Source organism: Noviherbaspirillum pedocola (genome assembly GCF_016632335.1).
GTDB lineage: Bacteria > Pseudomonadota > Gammaproteobacteria > Burkholderiales > Burkholderiaceae_D > Noviherbaspirillum_A > Noviherbaspirillum_A pedocola.
This window is the reverse complement of record NZ_JAEPBG010000005.1, coordinates 251,674-269,113: the sequence shown is the minus strand read 5'-3', so window position 1 is coordinate 269,113 and position 17,440 is coordinate 251,674. Positions and strand designations below refer to the sequence as shown.

Here is a 17,440-nt window from a genome sequence, read left to right as displayed (position 1 = left end):
GCGCCGTTTGGCTCCCGTGGCATCTCCCGTAATGCGCGTCATGCGCAGGCAAACCAGACAAGGAAAGGAAGCATCATGGCCGACATCAAGGCAATCGTGACCGGACACAGCCGCGGCTTGGGCGCGGCCATCGTTGACGAGCTGCTGGCGCGCGACGTTCCGGTGCTGGCGCTGTCCCGGCATGCGACGAGCGCCTCCGATCCCGCGCTGTCGCAAGTCATGCTCGACCTGGCCGACCTCGAGGCGCTGGGCGCGTGGCTGGCCGGCGATGCGCTGGAACGCTATCTCGGCGACGCCGAGCGGGTGCTGCTGATCAATAACGCCGGCATGCTGGGCCCTGTCGGCTCGCTGGAAATACAGGATGCCGCCGACATCGGACGCGCGGTCAATCTGAATGTCGCGGCGCCGCTGATGCTGTCGGCAGCCCTGGCCGCCGAGGCGCAGGGACGCGAGCGGCGCATTCTGCATGTCTCCAGCGGCGCGGCCCGCAATCCTTACCCGGGCTGGAGCATTTACTGCGCGACCAAGGCCGCGCTGGACCAGCATGCGCGCGCCGCGGCGGCGGATGGGGTGCCCGGCCTGGCGATCTGCAGCCTCGCGCCCGGCGTGATCGATACCGACATGCAGGCGGAAATCCGCACCGTCAATCCGGCCCGGTTTCCATTGCGCGAGCGTTTCGAAGCGCTGAAGCGGGATGGCCAGCTCGCCAGCCCGCAAGCCTGTGCACAGCGCCTGGTTTCCTATGCGCTGTCCGGTGAATTCGGGCAACAGCCGGTCGTGGATCTGCGCGACCTGGGCTGAGCGAAATATTCCGAAAACAAAAGCGGCAGGGTGTCATGCCCGGCCGCCTTTTTGCCGCTGCACTGCTAGTGCCGCCGGCTCCTGCGCATGGCCGCGAGTCCAAGGATGCCCAGGCCGAGCAGCGCCACTGTTCCCGGTTCGGGGACTGGCCCACCGGTATTGCCACCTCCCGAATTGAAGATCACATCAAGAGAGCCGTTGATCGACTGCGTTCCGGTCGGCGAGAAATTGTTCAGTTGCCCGGACTGGAAGCTGACGTTGTAGAACGGCACCGGCGAAGTGAAGTAGCTGCTGCCTGCCGAGGTCAGCGTGAAATTCGACGAGGCGCCGAAATTGCCGCAATTGATGCCCGAGCCGCCGCCGCTGCTGCCGGTACAGGTCGGCAGGTTCGGATCGAGGGTGCCCTGGCCCGAGGATGGCGTACCGCTGGCGAGCAGGATGTCATCGCCGCTGTTGCCGGTCGTATAGGGCGAACCGCCGTTGGACGGGGCATTGAAGGTCGTGTTTGAGTTCGGGTCGAGGAAGATCCGGAGCGAGCCGCCCGGCGCGAAATTGAAGCCGGTGACCGAGCCCGAAGTGGTGGTCGTGCCGGTGCCCTGGAAGATGCCGTAGAGCCGATATTGATTGTTGAACAGGAGTCCGAGCTGCGAATTGACCGGCGTCCTGCCGTCATTGGCAACAAACTGGCCGGCGTCCCAGATCAGCGCCGCCTGGAAGGTGTTGCCGGAAAAGCTGATGACTTCGTTGTAATTGCCGGTGATCTTGTCCGCGGTGAACGTCGCCGGATTGGCGCCGGTCACCGAGCCTTCATTGACGACGAAGTCGGGAAACGTCTGCGCTGCGGCATTGCCTGCCGCCAGAGCGCCGGCGATGGCCAGCGCGCTGACGCGTAAGGGAAGGGGAATTTTCATGGGTCGCTCCGTGAAGAGATGACGTGCCTTGTCCGGGGCGACGCAATGCAAGATCAGGGCCTGAATGTGAAAGTCAGTGAATTCAGCGGTTTACAAAGATGCGGCGGCGTAGCTGGCGCTATTTTGTAAGGGCGCGCGACAAGCGACCAATAATGCGAATATCGACCTGCTTGGGAACGAAAAATCTGCGTTTCCCGGTCAGACGATCGAAATGGATGGCGTCGCGTTCCCATGCCTTCGTCTTTGAAAGATCTTCGCGCCGCCTTGTCGGAAAAATTGACAGCCGCACTCGCTTCGAATCGCTCCAGGCAGGCGCAAAGCATGGCCGGAAAATGCATAGTCGCCGCGCCGGGCAACGCTTTCGGGCATCCGGCTTGGCTGGCTGCAAGTGCAGCGTATTCGTTCCCGCGAAAGCGCCGGTTTGTGCGGTTTGCGCGTGAAATTCCTCACCTGCGCTACCGAGCTCGTTGATCAAGTTTTTGCCGCTTGGGCTGGCGCAAGGGTTTGCGGCCGGCTTGTCCTAGCCTGTGAGCTGTCGCCGGGTTCGGAGCGGGAGCACCCATGAATACGGAAATGCCCAAAGCATCAAGGCCGCAGCTGATGGCTGCAATGGTGCTCGATCAGCCGCGCATGCCCTTGCGCGCCGCCTTGCTGCCAGTGCCGCGGCCGGCAGCGCATGAAGTCCTGATCCGTGTGAGCGCCTGCGGCGTGTGCCGCACCGATCTGCACATCGTGGATGGCGAACTGCCGTCACGGCGCAGTCCGCTGGTTCCGGGGCATCAGATCGTCGGGCGGATAGAGGAGCTGGGCAGCACTGTAGCGACGTTCACACACGGCGATCGCGTCGGCGTGCCCTGGCTGGGCGGAACCTGCGGCATCTGCCCGTACTGCACGGCGCAGCGCGAAAACCTGTGCGATGCGCCGACCTTCACCGGCTACGACCGCGATGGCGGCTATGCCGAATACGCGCTCGCCGATGCCCGTTATTGCCTGCGCCTGCCGGATGCCATCGATGATCTGCATGCCGCGCCGCTGCTCTGCGCCGGGCTCATCGGCTATCGCGCCTATCGTCTTGCCGGCGCTGCGCACCGCATCGGGCTCTACGGTTTCGGCGCGGCCGCGCACATCATTGCGCAGTTCGCGCTGCGGCAGGGCCGGGAAGTGTTCGCCTATACGCGTCCGGGTGACGATCGTTCGCAGCAGTTCGCGCTCAGCCTTGGCGTGCATTGGGCAGGGGACGCCGGTGCGCGCGCGCCGGCCGAACTCGATGCGGCCATCATCTTTGCGCCGGCCGGCGCGCTGGTGCCGCAGGCGCTGGCTGCGGTGCGCAAGGGCGGTGTGGTGGTGTGCGCCGGCATACACATGAGCGATATTCCGTCGTTCCCGTATGCCTTGCTCTGGGGCGAACGCAGCCTGTGCTCGGTGGCGAACCTGACGCGCGAGGATGGCGCTGCATTCTTTGCCGCGATCGCGGACATGGAGATCCATACCTCGCCGGTACCGTATCCGCTGGCGCAGGCCAACGAGGCGCTGGAAGCCTTGCGCAGCGGCGCCTTTGACGGCGCCGCGGTGCTGATTCCGTAAGGAGTTGAAGGAAGAGGGCAGCGTTCAGCCGAAGATGATCCAGGCCGCGATGCCGCCGATCAGCGCCAGCCGGGTGATCTGGTAGACGGTCTTGTTCCAGGCCTTGAAGCGGCGGCGGTAGCGGCCGATGTGAAAGACGACGCGGAACAGCTTGTTGATGCCGCCGGTCTGGTCGCCGGTATCGTTGGGCGAGCTGGCCGCGGTCATCAGGGTCTTGCCCAGCCACTTGTTGATCTTCTGCGCCCAGCGGAAGCGCATCGGCCGCTCGATATCGCAGAACAGGATGATGCGGTTCTGATCGCTGGCGTTCTTGGCCCAGTGCAGATAGGTTTCATCGAAGATCACGCCCTGGCCATCGCGCCAGCTGTAGCGTTCGCCATCGACGTCGATGAAGCAGCGGTCGCTGTTCGGCGTTACCAGGCCAAGGTGGTAGCGCAGCGAACCGGCGTACGGATCGCGGTGGCGGTTCAGCTTCGCGCCCGGCGGCAGCTCTGCGAACATTGCTGCCTTCACATTCGGAATCGTCTTCAGCAGCGCCACGGTGTTCGGGCACAGCGCCTCGGCCGATGGATGGCTGGCGTCATACCACTTCAGGTAGAAGCGCTTCCAGCCTTCCTTGAAGAAGGAATTGAAGCCGGCGTCGTTATTCTTTTCCGCAGCCTTGATCTTCTGCATCTCGATCAGGTTCAGCGCTTCGGCCCGGATCATTTGCCAGTTCTGTTCCAGCGGCAGCAGATCGGGAAAGCGGCTCGTCGGCAGGAAGGGGGTCAGCGGCACGCCGGACAGCGCATGCATGAAGGTATTCAGCGGCGCGACGACCGAGGAATGGTCGAAGAGCTGGCGGAAGACCGGCAGCCGCACCCTGCCGCGGAAATGGATGTGCAGGATGGAGAGAACGTAGATGGCGACAATGGTCCACTTCATGGTGTGCTGGATTCAATGAGGCGCGGGAGGCGCTCCCGCTGACGACGAAGGCGACATTGTACGCAAGTCGGAACGCGGCGGCGCAAAAGGGGTGGCGCCGCGTCCCGGTGCGCAAATGCAGGCTTGTTGATCGAGACGCACTGGTCCCGGCGTGGCCGTCACTAGAATGCCCTTTTGTCCAGGAGGAACATCGCCTGATGCCCGGTTCGTTCGATTCACCATCCGTCCTTCTTCGGAAGCTTTTTCTTCCCGCCTTCGCGCGCGTCGCGCGTTCCCCCGCCGCATCCCGCCTCGTCCGTGTCCTGATGCTCAGCCTGTTGTTCGCCGGCCTGACACCCGCGCCAGCCGCTCTGGCGCAAACCCCGCCGGCGAAGGAGACGGCGCCGGCCAAACCGGAAGCGCCAACGCCGGTGGCCCTGGCCGAAGTGGCTGTGCAGTCCGAGGCAGCGATCGCCCAGGTGCGGCGCCTGCAGAACCGCGACAGCAGCGGCGATGCGCTCGACAATGCTAGCGAAGCGCTGCCCGAGCTGCAGCGCGATGTGACGACGCGCAATCTCGAGATGGGCCAGCTCTACGGCCGCAATACGCCGCTGGATGCATTGCGCAGCCTTGGGACGGAATGGCGCGATTTGCAGACGCGCGCTACCGGCATTACCCGCGATCTCGGCCGCGCACTGTCGCGCCTGGACCGTGACGACGCTGATCTCGGCAAACTGAAGGCCACTTGGCAAGCCACGCGCGACGCCGCTGCGAGCGCGAACGCGCCGGCGCAGCTCGTGGATCGCATCAACGGCGTGCTGAGTGAAATCGGCAAGGCCGAGCAGGACCTGCAGCGAAGGCGCAGCCGGCTGCTGGCGTTGCAGAGCCAGGCGGCCGACATCGGCGCGCGCGCCGCGCAATCGACCGCGACGCTGACCGAGGCCGAGGAGCGGGCCACGGCGCGGCTGTTCTATCGCGACAGCGCCCCGCTGTGGACGACAGACCCCATGTCGCCGCAGGCGCGCCGATTGGCCGGAGAAAACGCCGGCAGCTACGGGGAGGCGGGGGCGCTGAGCCGCTATGTGTCCGAATACGGCCGCAATTTCGCGCTGCACGCGGCACTGGTAGTCGCTTTCACCGGGCTGCTGATGGCGATGCGTTCCCGGGTGCGCCGGCTCGGAAAGGACGACGCCATCCTGCAGCACAGCGCCAGGGTGTTCGACATGCCCGTGGTGAGCGCGCTGCTGATCAGCCTGCTGTTCCTGGCGCTTTACTATCCGCGCGCGCCGCGTTCGTTCTGGATCGTTGCCGGCGTGCTTTCGGCGGTGCCGACCCTGGTGTTCGTGAAGCGCGCCGGCTGGCGCGACTGGACGCCGGTGATGGGCACAGTGACCGGTTTCTATGTTTTGGACCGCCTTCGCAGCCTGCTGGCGCCGGCGCCGTCGCTCTGGCGCTGGGCCCTGGCGCTGGAATGCCTGCTGTTTCTGCTGGCGCTGTCGTGGATGCTGCGTCGCTTTCACCGCGAAGCGCAGCTGCCCGGTTTGCGCCTGCTGCGCAGCGCCGCCTGGGTCGGCGTGGCGGCATTCCTGCTGGCGCTTGTCGGCGACATCGTCGGCTACGCGCGCCTGGCCGACATGCTGGCCACGACGGCGCTGTTTTCCGCCTATGCCGGCATCCTTGCCCATCTGCTGACGGGCATCGGCGTGGCATTGCTGCACGCGCTCCTGTGCATGCCGCCGCTATCGCTGCTCGGCATGGCCAAGCGCCATGCCCCCTTGCTGCTGCGTCGCGCCGAGCGTGCGCTGCGCGCGGTCGCCTTCCTGACCTGGCTGTGGCTGACGCTGCGCGCGCTCGGCGTGGGTAGCGCGCTGCTCAATGTCGGCACCGAATGGTGGGATGCGAAGTTGCCGATCGGCTCGATGCATCCGGCAGTGAGCGACCTCGTCAGTTTTGCGCTGACCTTGTGGATCACCTTCCTGCTGTCGCGCTTCGTGCGTTTCGTGCTGGACGAGGAAATCTTTCCTAACCTGCGGCTCGAGCGCGGTTTGCCGTATGCGATCAAGCGGGTAGTGCACTATGCGATTCTGCTGACCGGCATCGTCATCGCGCTCGGCGCCATCGGCGTGGACATGACCAAGTTCACAATCCTGGCTGGCGCCTTCAGCGTCGGCATCGGCTTCGGTTTGCAGAACATCGTGAACAATTTCATTTCCGGCCTGATCGTGCTGTTCGAGCGGCCGATCAAGGTCGGCGACACCATCGAAGTCGATGGCCAGACCGGCCGGGTCGAGCGTATCGGCATCCGGGCCAGCGTCATGCGCAGCACTGCCGGCTCCGAAGTGATCATTCCGAACGGCAAGCTGATTTCCGACAAGGTGATCAACTGGACGCTGTCGAACGGGCACCGGCAGATCTCGGTGCCGGTGATCCTGAAACCGGATGCGGACGCAGTGCGCGCGCGCGAGATCGTGATGGAGGTCGCGCGTCGCCACAAGGAAGTGCTGGAGTCGCCGGCGCCGGAAGTGCTGTTCGTGCGGCGGGCGATCGATCAGATCGAATTCGAATTGCGCGCCTGGACCGACGCGCTGGACAGCTGGATGGAGGTGCGCAGCGACCTGACCACGGAGATCGATACTGCGCTGCGCCAGGCCAACAGCGCAGCACCGAAATAATCGGTCGGGCTCAGGCTTCCAGGCTGTCTGCAAGGAGGCTGCGCAGATTGCAGTCGTCCTGCCACTGGCGGCGCTCGCTGCTGGACTGCGCTTCGGCCAGGAGCTCGTCGGCGGAGCGCTCGGTCTGCGCTTCGATCAGGCGATGCAGCTGGCGCGCTTCAGGCAGCATCGTGCCGTAGAAGGCGACGATATCGTCGCGCTGGATCAGGATGGTGGGGAAATTCTCGACATCGAGTTCACCGACCACGTCGGCCTGGTCTTCGACATCGATCCAGAGGAATTGCTTGTCGGGGTGGCGCGCTGCCAGTTCCTCGAAGCTCGGGCGGTACTGGCGGCACACATCGCACCAAGCGGCGCACAGGCAGGCGACGATCCAGCGATCGCCGGCAATGGCTTCCAGGATGTCGGAGCGGTTATCGGTTTCCAGGGTTAGGCAGCTCATGGGCGGGCATTCTACCGCAGGGCGGTGCGGGCTCGCTCTAACGGTAAAATAGCGAAATGCCTACGATCCTCGCGATAGAAACCACGACCGAACTGGCCTCCGCCGCGCTGTTGCATGGCAAACAGCTGCTGTTGCGCGAAGCGCCTTCGGTACAAACACATTCCCAGAACATCCTGCCCATGGTGCAGTCGCTGCTTGCGGAGGCCGGCATCCGCCTGGCCGACTGCGACGCCATCGCCTTTGGCGCCGGCCCCGGATCCTTTACCGGCGTGCGCACCGGCTGCGGCATTGCCCAGGGCCTGGCTTACGGCGCCGGCCTGCCAGTGGTGCCGATCATCAGCCTGCTGGCCATGGCCGAAGCCGGCCGGGAACGCAGCGGCGCGGTCGATGCGCTCTGCCTGCTGGATGCGCGCATGGGCGAGGTGTACTGGGCGCAATACCGTTTCGATGGCATATGGCGCGCAGTCTGCGAGCCTGCGCTGGCGCGGCCCGAGGCGGTCGCGCCGCAGGGCCAGGTGCTGGCTTGCGGCAACGCGCTGTCGGTCTATGCGCCGCAGTTTTCCGGCATCGATTTCGGCTTCGGCGCGGCTGCCGACATCATGCCGCATGCGGCACAGGTCGCGACGCTGGCGCGCGAAGCTTACGCGCGCGGTGAAACCGTGACGCCCGAAGCCGCGCAGCCAATCTACCTGCGCAACAAGGTCGCGCTGACCACGGCCGAGCGCCTCGCGGGGAATGCGGCATGAATGCCCGGGCGAGTCCTGAAACGCTGAAGTTCGAACGCATGCGCGAAGTCGATGTCGATGACGTCATGCAGATCGAGCTTGCCGCTTATCCGTTTCCCTGGAGCGCCGGCAATTTCAATGACTCGATTCGCAGCGGCTATTTCTGCCGGGTCGGTCGCGACGACGGCCGCCTGGTCGGTTACTTCCTGATGCTGATGATCATTGACGAAGCGCATCTGCTGAACATCACGGTTGATCCAGCCTTGCATGGCAGGGGATATGGCCTAGCGCTGCTGGAGCATGTCGAAGCCTGCGCCCGGGCGCATGACATGGCTTCGATCCTGCTGGAAGTCCGTCCGTCGAACGCTCGCGCGCTGGCCATCTACGAGCGTTACGGCTACAAGCGCATCGGCACGCGGCGCAAGTATTACCCGGCGCCAAACAACACCCGCGAGGATGCGATTGTGATGAGGTTCAAGCTATGAGCAAGCCATCGCGGCGCGAGCAGATGCTCGTGGAGATGGGATTGGGGCCGGTCTGGCGCCAGCGCAAACCGGCCGCCGCAGCGCAGTCGGCTGCTGATGAGGCGCAGCCGGCGCTGTTTGAAGCGGCTGAGGTACCCGAGGCACCCGAGACGAATCAGGCGGGCATTTCGGTCGAAATGGCGACTCAGGTGCCACTCGCAGCCGGTGGCGCTGCGCCGGACGCATCGATCGTCGCGCAGATGAATTGGGCGGAACTGGAAAACGCAGTCGCTGGTTGCGTGAAATGCCGGCTGTGCGAGTCGCGCACGAAAACCGTCTTCGGCGTCGGCGACAAGCGCGCCAAATGGATGTTCATCGGGGAAGGTCCGGGCCGCAATGAAGACAAGCAGGGCCTGCCTTTCGTTGGCCCGGCCGGCAAGCTGCTCGACAACATGCTTGGGGCGATGGGCCTGTCGCGCGAGGACAATGCTTACATTGCCAACGTGGTGAAATGCCGCCCGACCGACAGCGAGGGCAAGGATCGCCCGCCCGCGCCGGACGAAGCGATGGCCTGCATGCCGTATCTGCAGCGCCAGATCGAGCTGATCCAGCCGACGGTGCTGGTGGCGCTCGGCAAGACCGCCGCGGTCTACCTGCTCGGCTTGCCGCCGGATAGTCCGGTGGGCAAGCTGCGCGGCCAGATCTTTCATTACGGCGACCTGCCCCTGGTGGTGACCTACCATCCGGCCTATCTGCTGCGCAAACTCACCGAGAAGAGCAAGTCCTGGGCTGATCTTTGCCTGGCGATGGAAGCCTATGCCGGCCGCGGCTGAGCCCGCGGAGAGCTTCCAGCAGCGCTTTCATCGACGCTGGGCCGGCTTGCGCGATCCGCATGTGCGCGCGCTGGCCTGGCTGATCGACGCGCCTGATCTGCTCGACAATGCCGAAGGTCCCTGGGCCGGGCGCATCGCCAGCCTGCCGCCTGATGCCGGCGATCGCGCGCGCGACTGGCTGCATGCGCTGGATGCCAATCCACAAGAACTGCATCGGCGCCTGGCCTTGCGTCCGTTCGCTCGACTTGGCCGCTATGCGGAAAACCTGCTCGCCGTCTATCTCGAGCATCTCGGCATCCTGGCCGCGCGCAATCTGCAGGTGCGTGATGGCGATGGCCGCACCATCGGCGAATTCGACTTCCTGGTGCGCGAAGGTGCAGACCTGCTGCACTGGGAATTTGCGACCAAGTTCTATCTGTTGCAGGCGCCGGCGCGGCGCGATGTGCGGCAGTGCGAAGCCGATTACTTCGTCGGTCCGAACCTGGCCGACAGCCTGGGCGCCAAGATCCACAAGATATTCGACCGCCAGTTGGCGCTGTCGGCCCATCCCGCGGCACAGCCGCTGCTGCCGCAGCCAGTGCATGCGGCGCAGGCTCTGGTGCGAGGCTGGCTTTTCTACCATGTCGGCCAGCGGCCAAAGCTGCCCTCCGGCGGCGTCGCGCCGGGGCATTGCCATGGTTTCTGGTGCGGCATCGGCCAGCTCTCCCAGGCGCGATCCTATTGCATACTGCCGCGGCTGTCCTGGCTGGCGCCGGCGCGCGCCGCACTCGCCGATACGCTGGGACGCGACGAGCTCGAAGGTTTGCTGGCAGCGGAATTCGCGCGCGAGCGCATGCCTGTGCTGGTGGCGCTCATGGAAGCGGAGGGCGACGCGGCGTTGGAAGTCGATCGCGGTTTCATCGTGCCCGAAGGCTGGAGCGAGCGGGCGCATGCGCGGGTGGCGGCAGTGGAGTGAGACGAGGCAGGCGCAGTCGCCGTAGGGTGGGCGCAGCCCACGCGCTTGTTCGGCGGCTGACAGCGTGGGCTGCGCCCACCCTACGCTAATCCGGCGGAAATCAATGCTGTCGATGTTCGGTAATCAGCGCCATCGAGTTGTACCGTTTCTGGTTATACGCATGCCGGCGCATTACCAGCAGCATCGTGCCGGCAACGAAGCCGCCGAACAGGATGATCACCAGGTTAACGTTCATATTGACCTTCACCATCAGCGCATACAGCACCAGCATGGTCAGCACCGACAGGTTCTCATTGAAGTTCTGCACCGCGATCGAATGGCCGGCGCTCATCAGTACGTGGCCGCGATGCTGCAGCAGGGCATTCATCGGCACCACAAAAAAGCCCGACAGCGCGCCGATGATGATCAGGAGGATGTAGGCGATCCAGGCGGTATGCACCACCGTCATCAGCATTACCACCAGGCCCATGATGACGCCGAGCGGCATGACTGACAGCGAGCGACTCAGCGGCACGAAGCGGGCGGCGGCGACCGCGCCAAGCGCCACGCCTATGGCCACCACGCCCTGCAGGATCGCGGCACGGTCGAGCGGCATGTGCAGCGAACGTTCGGCCCATTTCAGCACGATGAACTGCAGGGTTGCGCCCGCGCCCCAGAACAGCGTGGTGATCGCCAGCGAAATCTGGCCAAGCTTGTCCGCCCACAGCCTCTGGAAGCAGCTGGCAAAATCCACAATCAGGCGCACCGGATTATGTGCCTGGTCGCTGTAGCGGGCGCCGGTGTCGGGAATGCGCAGATTGAAGATTGCGGCAATCATATAGGCGCCGACAATGACGCACAGCGCTGCCTCTATAGGCGTGTCGATGCCGGTATCGATGAGCGGCATGTCCATGTTCAGCAGCGCCTGGGATATCTTCGGATTGACCAGCGCGCCGCCCATGACGGTGCCGAGAATGATTGAGGCCACCGTCAGGCCTTCGATCCAGCCATTGGCTTCAACCAGGCGTTCCGGAGGCAGGAGTTCGGTGAGAATGCCGTATTTGGCAGGCGAATAGGCAGCCGCGCCGAAACCGACGATTGCATAGGCCAGCAGAGGATGCACGCCGGCAAGCATCATCGCGCAGCCGCCTACCTTGATGAGATTCGTGATGAACATCACTCGCCCCTTCGGCATGCCGTCGGCGAAGGCGCCGACGAAGGCGGCCAGCAACACATAGGACAGCACGAAGAACAGCTTCAGAAGCGGCGTCATCCAGGCCGGTGCATGCATCGTCGCCAGCATCGAAATGGCTGCGATCAGCAGAGCATTGTCGGCGAGCGAAGAAAAGAACTGCGCCGCCATGATGGTGTAAAAACCGCGTTTCATTCACGAGTGTCCGCGAGGCAATAGGTCGAGTACATTGGCGAGCTTTATACCATGAAAGCTTTGCTATCCCCTTGATTTCTGCGCGGTTGCCGGAATGCCGTCCGGTAAAATTGTCGACCTGCTCTTTTCCTTCTCTCATCACATTGTCTCCACATGCCTAGACCTATTTTCGCCACTATTGATATTGCTGCGATGCGCTCCAATCTGGGATTGGTGCGCCGTCTGGCACCGGCATCGCGCATATGGGCGGTGGTGAAAGCCAATGCTTATGGGCACGGCCTGGCCAATGGCATGCGTGCCTTTGCCGACGCCGATGGCCTGGCGCTGGTCGAGCCCGAAGCCGCGCAGGTTTTGCGCGAGCTTGGCTGGCGCAAAAGAGTGCTGCTGATCGAAGGATTCTTCGACAGCGCCGACCTGGAACTGGCTGGCCGTCTCGATATCGATGTGCTGGTGCATTGCGAGGAACAGCTGCGCATGCTGGAACTGGCGCGGCTGCCGCAGCCGCTGCACGTGCATTTGAAAGTCAACACCGGAATGAACCGACTCGGCTTCCGGCCGGAGGCGGTGTCCACGGTGCACCAGCGTTTGCGGGCCTTGCCCTGGGTGCGGGACATCACGCTGGTCACCCATTTCGCCAACGCCGATGACGAAGACAATCCCAGGTTGCCGATGCAGCTGCAGGTCGAGCGCCTGCGCGGCGCGGCTGCCGGCCTTGGCGTCGAAATGTCGCTGGCGAATTCGGCGGCGAGCTTGCATCACCCTGAACTTGGCGATGCCTGGATGCGGCCGGGCATCATGCTCTACGGCGCCACGCCGGATGGGATCAGCGCCGAGCGCCATGGCTTGCGGCCTGGCATGACACTGTCGAGCCGCATCATCGGCGTGCAACAGGTCGAGGCGGGAGAAGCGGTTGGTTACGGCAGCCGTTTCGTCGCCGACAAGCCGACACGCATCGGGGTCGTCGCCTGCGGTTATGCAGACGGTTATCCGCGGCATGCGCCGGATGGCACGCCGGTGCTGGTCGATGGCAAGCGCTGTGCGATCGCGGGTCGTGTGTCGATGGACATGATCACGGTGGATTTGTCGAGCTCGCCCGGGGCTGGGATCGGCAGCGCGGTCACGCTATGGGGCGAGGGCTTGCCGATCGACGAGGTGGCGCAGGCAGCCGGCACCATTGGTTATGAATTGATGTGCGCGCTGGCGCCGCGGGTCGCGGTGACGGTGCGCGAAACCGAATAAGGAAAAGGCAGCGAATGGCCAAGGCAAAAACCCAGTATGTATGCAGCGAGTGCGGCGGCATCAGCAGCAAATGGGCCGGTCAGTGCCCGGCGTGCGGCGCCTGGAACACCCTGGTGGAGAGCGTCGCCGAAGGCGGCAATAACCGATTCTCGAGCTCGCCGCAGGGTTTGGCGCAAGCCTCGCCGGTGATGAGCCTGGCCGACATCGAGGCGATCGATGTGCCGCGTTTTGGCACCGGGATCGAGGAATTCGACCGGGTGCTGGGCGGCGGTCTGGTCGCCGGCGGCGTGGTGCTGATCGGCGGCGATCCGGGCATAGGCAAATCGACGCTGCTGCTGCAGGCGCTGGCCAATCTGTCGCGCGTCAAGCGGGTGCTGTATGTCAGCGGCGAGGAATCGGGCGCGCAGATCGCGCTGCGCGCCAAGCGCCTGGCGGTGGATGCGCGCGATCTGATGCTGCAGGCGGAAATCCAGCTCGAGAAGATCGTTGCGACACTGGCCGAGCACAAGCCGCAGGTGGCGGTGATCGATTCGATCCAGACGCTGTATTCGGATGCGCTGACTTCCGCGCCGGGCTCGGTGGCGCAGGTGCGCGAATGCGCGGCGCAGCTGACCCGGGTGGCGAAGCAGTCCGGCGTAACCATCATCATGGTCGGCCATGTAACGAAGGAAGGCGCGCTGGCGGGTCCGCGCGTGCTCGAGCATATCGTCGATACCGTGCTGTATTTCGAGGGCGATACCCATTCCAGCTTTCGCCTGGTGCGCGCGATCAAGAACCGTTTCGGCGCGGTCAACGAGCTGGGTGTGTTCGCGATGAGCGAAAAAGGCTTGAAGGGCGTGTCGAATCCTTCGGCGCTGTTTCTGTCGCAGCATGACAACCAGGTGCCCGGTTCCTGCGTGATGGTGACGCAGGAAGGCACGCGGCCGTTGCTGGTGGAAGTGCAGGCGCTGGTGGATGCGTCGCATCTGCCGAATGCGCGCCGGCTGTCGGTGGGCCTCGAGCAGAACCGGCTGGCGATGCTGCTGGCGGTGCTGCACCGACATGCCGGCGTTGCCGCATTCGACCAGGATGTGTTCATCAACGCGGTGGGCGGCGTGAAGATTGCCGAGCCGGCGGCCGACCTCGCGGTGCTGCTGGCGATTCAGTCGTCGATGCGTAGCAAGGCGCTGCCGCGCGGCCTGGTGGTGTTCGGCGAAGTCGGCCTGGCCGGCGAGATCCGACCGGCGCCGCGCGGCCAGGAGCGTCTGCGCGAAGCGGCCAAGCTCGGGTTTTCGCTGGCGCTGATTCCAAAGGCGAATGCGCCGAAGGCGCCGATCGAAGGCTTGACCATCATTCCGGTGGAACGCATCGATGAGGCGCTGGCGCGGGTGCGGGAGCATGGATAAGGCGGGGCGCGTTCGCGGGGAGGCGGCCGCGATGTTTGAAACGATGCGGTAGGGTGGGCGCAGTCCACGCGGTTGTTCGACTCCTGACCCCGTGGGCTGCGCCCACCCTACAAAAGAATTCGGGCCGCGGCGACGCCACTTCTCACTGCCGACTCCAGCGTCGCCGGATACTCGCTCGCGGTGTAGTCGCCAGCCAGCGCCAGCCCCGGGATGCCGATGTCGTTGCCGGGACGAGCCAGGCCTGGCGTGCAGGCGAAAGTTGCGCGCTTTTCCGAGATCACCGCATTCCATTCGGGCTGGGCGAGTTGGGGCATCGCAAAGGCTTCGGCGAGCTGGGTCGCGGCCGAAGCGGCGAGCGCGTTGCGACCCAGTTGCAGGGCCGCGCCCGATGCGCTGATGACGACGGCAAGCAACCCGGCACGGTCTGCATCGAGCTGCCCGCGGTCGAAGACGAACTGGCCGAAGCGGCCGGTTTCAGGGTCGTCCAGCAGCGCCAGCAAAGGATGCGGCAAACGCAGGCCGTTTTCGTATTGCAGGTAGACGGTGGTGATCGCTTCCCATTCGAACGCGGGTAGCGGAGAGGGCGCCAGATCATCGATCAGCGCGGCGGCCGCCGCCGGCTGCACCGCCAGCACGACGGCATCGTATCTTTCTCCACGCAGCAGCCAGCCGCCTTCGTGGCGTTGCAATGTGTCGACCGCGGCGCCGTGCTCGACACGCCCGCCGCGCTCGCACAGCCAGGCAGCGGCGCGCGCCGGGAACAGTTCGCTCAGATCCAGCCGCGGCACCAGCATGTCCGATGCGCTGCGGCGCGCGCCAAGACTGTCGCGCAGCACGCTCAGAAATACCTGCGCTGACGCGCGCTCCGGCGGCGTATTCAGCGCTGCGATGCACAGCGGCCGCCACATCAGCCGGATGAGGCGCTCGGTCTGCTCAAAACGCTGCAGCAATTCATCGACGCTGCAGTCGTTGTACAGACGCCAGCCCATCCAGCGCGCGGTGGTGGAGAACCGGGCCAGCGCCAGGCGGTCGGCACGATCCAGCCCGCGTGCGCGCAGCAGTGCGATTGCCAGGTGCAGCGGCGCGGGCAGGCGCGGTGCGACAAAGTCCATGCCTTCCGGCCCGGCCGGATAGCGCATCTGCAATGGCAGGCGCAGCAATGCCGACTCCGGGGCGATGCCGACTTCGCGCATCAGGCGCAGGCTTTCGCCATAGGCGCCGAGCAGGATATGCTGGCCGTTGTCGAGACGCCTGCCGTTGATGTCGACCGCGCGCGCCCGCCCGCCAAGCGTGCGCGCCGCTTCGTACAGCGTCACCTGCGCGCCGCGCTGCGTCAGTTCGACCGCCGCCGCACAGCCAGCCCAGCCGCCGCCGACGACGGCTACCCGCGGGCTAACCTCGGACATAGGTCTTCCATGCAATCCACAGCTTGCGCAGCGGCGTCAGAGAAATCTTCTGTTTCAGCACGTGAAAGCGATCGCGCTCGATCTCATTCAGCAGCGTGCGGTAGATCGCCGCCATGATCAGTCCGGGGCGCTGCGCGCGCCGATCCTCGGCCGGCAGCAGCGCGAACGCTTCGTCATAGAGCTGCTGCGCCCGGGTGGTTTGGAAGGCCATCAGCTTTTCAAACTTGTCGGTGTGGTTGGCGTTCAGGATGTCGGCCGCGGTCACGCCAAACTGCTGCAACTCATTGACAGGTAAATAGATACGCCCGCGCCGTGCATCTTCGCCGACGTCGCGGATGATGTTGGTCAACTGGAACGCCAGGCCCAGCTTTTCCGCGTATTGCAAAGTTTCCGGCCGGGTAGCACCAAAAATGCTGGCCGACAGGATGCCCACCACGCCCGCCACATGCCAGCAATAGCGTTTCAGGCCGGGGTAATCGAGATAGCGGGTCTGGGTCAGGTCCATTTCCATGCCATCGATGATCGCCGCCAGATGCTCGCCACTGAGCTTGAAGGTCTGCAGATGCGGCAGCAGCGCGCGCGTCACCGGATGGGTCGGCTCGCCGGCGAGCATGGCTGCAAGTTCGCGACGCCACCACAGCAGCTTGGTGCGGGCGACATTCTCGTCACTGGTTTCATCTACCGCATCATCGACTTCCCGGCAGTAAGCGTACAGCGCCGTGATCGCGCGCCGGCGCTCGGGCGGCAGGAACAGGAAGCTGTAATAAAAGCTGGAGCCGCTTTGCACAGCCTTCTGCTGGCAGTATTCATCGGGAGACATGGGGCGGGTGACGGCGTGCGGGAATGGAAAGGCCGCTATCGTAGCCGAGAACCGGGCTTTGATACAGGTTCGGCAACTCGCTGCCCACGCATGGTGAGCGCGCGCCAGGCCAGGCGCAGCCAGTCGGCTTTTCCCAGCGTCGGACGATGGCGAAACACGTCGTAGTCGGCCGCTTCGATCGCATCCAGGATGTGCAGTCCGCCCTGGACGATCAGCCGCAGCTCCCAGCCGATGCGGCCACGCATCCGCAGTGCCAGCGGCGCGCCTTCCTGCATCAAGGCACGGGCGCGAGCCACTTCGAAAGCCATCAGCGCACGCCAGCGCTCGTCGGCCACGCCACCCGCAATATCGCTTTGTGCGACGCCGAAACGCTGCATGTCTTCCAGCGGCAGATAAATGCGGCCCTTGTCCCAGTCGACGGCCACGTCCTGCCAGAAATTGATCAGTTGCAGCGCGGTGCAGACCGCGTCGGACTGGCGGCAATGGCTCTCGTCGGCGGCGCCGAACAGATGCAGCATCAGCCTGCCGACCGGATTGGCCGAGCGCCTGCAATAGTCGAGGAGGTCGGCGTAGCCTGCATAGCGTTTGACGACCACGTCCTGTTTAAAGGCGGACAACAAGTCGCGCATTGGTTGTAGCGGCAAGGCGTGTTCCGCTACCATCGTTGTCAATTTCTGGAACAGGCGCGTGCTCGGTGTTACGCCTGACTCGATCCGATCCAGTTCCTGCTCGTATTCCTGCAAGCTCGCAAGACGCTCTTCGGGCGTGGCGTCTCCTTCATCCGCAATGTCGTCGGCGCTGCGGGCGAAGGCGTAAATCGCCTCGACCGGCGGCCGCAGCCGCGCCGGCAGCAGCACCGAAGCGACGGGAAAGTTCTCGTAATGGTCAACGGGCATGGAAGTCCGGGAAAACAAATCGCATATAATTACCGACT

General features: G+C 64.6%; 17 protein-coding genes. 9 read left to right on the top strand and 8 right to left on the bottom strand.

Annotated features, from left to right (window positions below):
* Window positions 1-75 precede the first annotated feature (75 nt).
* Window positions 76-801, top strand: coding sequence for an SDR family oxidoreductase (locus JJB74_RS14365; protein WP_200592578.1), 726 nt, complete (start codon window positions 76-78; stop codon window positions 799-801).
* Between the two features lie 65 nt (window positions 802-866).
* On the opposite strand, the gene pepA is transcribed toward JJB74_RS14365, so the two are convergent.
* On the bottom strand, window positions 867-1,712 hold the full coding sequence (gene pepA / locus JJB74_RS14360; protein ID WP_200592576.1) for a flocculation-associated PEP-CTERM protein PepA: 846 nt from the start codon (window positions 1,710-1,712) through the stop codon (window positions 867-869).
* 118 nt (window positions 1,713-1,830) lie between these two features.
* The gene (locus JJB74_RS14355) at window positions 1,831-2,187 is read right to left on the bottom strand and encodes a hypothetical protein (protein ID WP_200592575.1); all 357 of its coding nucleotides are present in this window, start codon (window positions 2,185-2,187) and stop codon (window positions 1,831-1,833) included.
* Window positions 2,188-2,312: 125 nt separating this feature from the next.
* On the opposite strand from JJB74_RS14355, the gene JJB74_RS14350 reads away from it, so the two are divergent.
* Entirely contained in the window at window positions 2,313-3,296 is a 984-nt protein-coding gene (locus JJB74_RS14350) for a zinc-dependent alcohol dehydrogenase family protein (protein ID WP_200592713.1), read from the top strand.
* A 24-nt stretch (window positions 3,297-3,320) separates the two neighbouring features.
* On the opposite strand, the gene lpxO is transcribed toward JJB74_RS14350, so the two are convergent.
* Window positions 3,321-4,220: a lipid A hydroxylase LpxO gene (gene lpxO / locus JJB74_RS14345; protein WP_200592573.1), complete on the bottom strand. Its 900-nt coding sequence runs from the start codon at window positions 4,218-4,220 to the stop codon at window positions 3,321-3,323.
* Between the two features lie 305 nt (window positions 4,221-4,525).
* Here lpxO and JJB74_RS14340 point away from each other — a divergent pair, with 305 nt between their 5' ends.
* On the top strand, window positions 4,526-6,871 hold the full coding sequence (locus JJB74_RS14340; protein WP_200592571.1) for a mechanosensitive ion channel domain-containing protein: 2,346 nt from the start codon (window positions 4,526-4,528) through the stop codon (window positions 6,869-6,871).
* A 10-nt stretch (window positions 6,872-6,881) separates the two neighbouring features.
* Here JJB74_RS14340 and JJB74_RS14335 read toward each other — a convergent pair whose 3' ends face one another.
* Window positions 6,882-7,313, bottom strand: a complete 432-nt coding sequence (locus tag JJB74_RS14335) for a thioredoxin family protein (protein WP_200592569.1) — start codon at window positions 7,311-7,313, stop codon at window positions 6,882-6,884.
* 56 nt (window positions 7,314-7,369) lie between these two features.
* On the opposite strand from JJB74_RS14335, the gene tsaB reads away from it, so the two are divergent.
* The 4 genes from tsaB to JJB74_RS14315 are packed head-to-tail and all read left to right on the top strand — an operon-like array spanning window position 7,370 to window position 10,290.
* The gene (tsaB, locus tag JJB74_RS14330) at window positions 7,370-8,059 is read left to right on the top strand and encodes a tRNA (adenosine(37)-N6)-threonylcarbamoyltransferase complex dimerization subunit type 1 TsaB (RefSeq protein WP_200592566.1); all 690 of its coding nucleotides are present in this window, start codon (window positions 7,370-7,372) and stop codon (window positions 8,057-8,059) included.
* Window positions 8,056-8,523, top strand: a complete 468-nt coding sequence (gene rimI, locus JJB74_RS14325) for a ribosomal protein S18-alanine N-acetyltransferase (RefSeq protein WP_234484180.1) — start codon at window positions 8,056-8,058, stop codon at window positions 8,521-8,523. Before tsaB ends, rimI begins: the two co-directional genes overlap by 4 nt.
* Window positions 8,520-9,335, top strand: coding sequence for a uracil-DNA glycosylase (locus tag JJB74_RS14320; protein WP_200592564.1), 816 nt, complete (start codon window positions 8,520-8,522; stop codon window positions 9,333-9,335). The genes rimI and JJB74_RS14320 overlap by 4 nt, the downstream gene beginning before the upstream one ends.
* Window positions 9,319-10,290: a DUF1853 family protein gene (locus JJB74_RS14315; RefSeq protein WP_200592562.1), complete on the top strand. Its 972-nt coding sequence runs from the start codon at window positions 9,319-9,321 to the stop codon at window positions 10,288-10,290. Before JJB74_RS14320 ends, JJB74_RS14315 begins: the two co-directional genes overlap by 17 nt.
* A gap of 100 nt (window positions 10,291-10,390) precedes the next feature.
* Here the strand turns inward: JJB74_RS14315 and lplT are convergent, their stop codons facing one another.
* Window positions 10,391-11,656, bottom strand: a complete 1,266-nt coding sequence (gene lplT, locus JJB74_RS14310; protein ID WP_200592561.1) for a lysophospholipid transporter LplT — start codon at window positions 11,654-11,656, stop codon at window positions 10,391-10,393.
* Window positions 11,657-11,809: 153 nt separating this feature from the next.
* On the opposite strand from lplT, the gene alr reads away from it, so the two are divergent.
* Together alr and radA are read left to right on the top strand one after the other, a co-directional pair.
* Window positions 11,810-12,895, top strand: a complete 1,086-nt coding sequence (alr, locus tag JJB74_RS14305) for an alanine racemase (RefSeq protein WP_200592559.1) — start codon at window positions 11,810-11,812, stop codon at window positions 12,893-12,895.
* Window positions 12,896-12,909: 14 nt separating this feature from the next.
* The gene (gene radA / locus JJB74_RS14300; RefSeq protein ID WP_200592558.1) at window positions 12,910-14,280 is read left to right on the top strand and encodes a DNA repair protein RadA; all 1,371 of its coding nucleotides are present in this window, start codon (window positions 12,910-12,912) and stop codon (window positions 14,278-14,280) included.
* 107 nt (window positions 14,281-14,387) lie between these two features.
* Here radA and hpnE read toward each other — a convergent pair whose 3' ends face one another.
* The 3 genes from hpnE to hpnC are packed head-to-tail and all read right to left on the bottom strand — an operon-like array spanning window position 14,388 to window position 17,402.
* Window positions 14,388-15,686: a hydroxysqualene dehydroxylase HpnE gene (hpnE, locus tag JJB74_RS14295; protein WP_200592556.1), complete on the bottom strand. Its 1,299-nt coding sequence runs from the start codon at window positions 15,684-15,686 to the stop codon at window positions 14,388-14,390.
* Window positions 15,673-16,506: a presqualene diphosphate synthase HpnD gene (gene hpnD / locus JJB74_RS14290; protein ID WP_200592554.1), complete on the bottom strand. Its 834-nt coding sequence runs from the start codon at window positions 16,504-16,506 to the stop codon at window positions 15,673-15,675. Before hpnD ends, hpnE begins: the two co-directional genes overlap by 14 nt.
* A gap of 35 nt (window positions 16,507-16,541) precedes the next feature.
* A complete protein-coding gene (gene hpnC, locus JJB74_RS14285) occupies window positions 16,542-17,402 on the bottom strand; it encodes a squalene synthase HpnC (protein ID WP_200592552.1) in 861 nt (286 codons plus the stop codon).
* Between the last annotated feature and the right edge of the window lie 38 nt (window positions 17,403-17,440).

Excerpts from the sequence above, each read along its gene's own strand:
- JJB74_RS14335 (WP_200592569.1), bottom strand. The coding sequence starts at position 7,313 with ATGAGCTGCCTAACCCTGGAAACCGATAACCGCTCCGACATCCTGGAA.
- pepA (WP_200592576.1), bottom strand. The coding sequence starts at position 1,712 with ATGAAAATTCCCCTTCCCTTACGCGTCAGCGCGCTGGCCATCGCCGGC.
- JJB74_RS14340 (WP_200592571.1), top strand. The coding sequence starts at position 4,526 with ATGCTCAGCCTGTTGTTCGCCGGCCTGACACCCGCGCCAGCCGCTCTG.
- rimI (WP_234484180.1), top strand. The coding sequence starts at position 8,056 with ATGAATGCCCGGGCGAGTCCTGAAACGCTGAAGTTCGAACGCATGCGC.
- hpnD (WP_200592554.1), bottom strand. The coding sequence starts at position 16,506 with ATGTCTCCCGATGAATACTGCCAGCAGAAGGCTGTGCAAAGCGGCTCC.
- radA (WP_200592558.1), top strand. The coding sequence starts at position 12,910 with ATGGCCAAGGCAAAAACCCAGTATGTATGCAGCGAGTGCGGCGGCATC.
- JJB74_RS14350 (WP_200592713.1), top strand. The coding sequence starts at position 2,313 with ATGGCTGCAATGGTGCTCGATCAGCCGCGCATGCCCTTGCGCGCCGCC.
- hpnC (WP_200592552.1), bottom strand. The coding sequence starts at position 17,402 with ATGCCCGTTGACCATTACGAGAACTTTCCCGTCGCTTCGGTGCTGCTG.
- alr (WP_200592559.1), top strand. The coding sequence starts at position 11,810 with ATGCCTAGACCTATTTTCGCCACTATTGATATTGCTGCGATGCGCTCC.
- lpxO (WP_200592573.1), bottom strand. The coding sequence starts at position 4,220 with ATGAAGTGGACCATTGTCGCCATCTACGTTCTCTCCATCCTGCACATC.
- JJB74_RS14365 (WP_200592578.1), top strand. The coding sequence starts at position 76 with ATGGCCGACATCAAGGCAATCGTGACCGGACACAGCCGCGGCTTGGGC.
- tsaB (WP_200592566.1), top strand. The coding sequence starts at position 7,370 with ATGCCTACGATCCTCGCGATAGAAACCACGACCGAACTGGCCTCCGCC.
- lplT (WP_200592561.1), bottom strand. The coding sequence starts at position 11,656 with ATGAAACGCGGTTTTTACACCATCATGGCGGCGCAGTTCTTTTCTTCG.
- JJB74_RS14315 (WP_200592562.1), top strand. The coding sequence starts at position 9,319 with ATGCCGGCCGCGGCTGAGCCCGCGGAGAGCTTCCAGCAGCGCTTTCAT.
- hpnE (WP_200592556.1), bottom strand. The coding sequence starts at position 15,686 with ATGTCCGAGGTTAGCCCGCGGGTAGCCGTCGTCGGCGGCGGCTGGGCT.
- JJB74_RS14320 (WP_200592564.1), top strand. The coding sequence starts at position 8,520 with ATGAGCAAGCCATCGCGGCGCGAGCAGATGCTCGTGGAGATGGGATTG.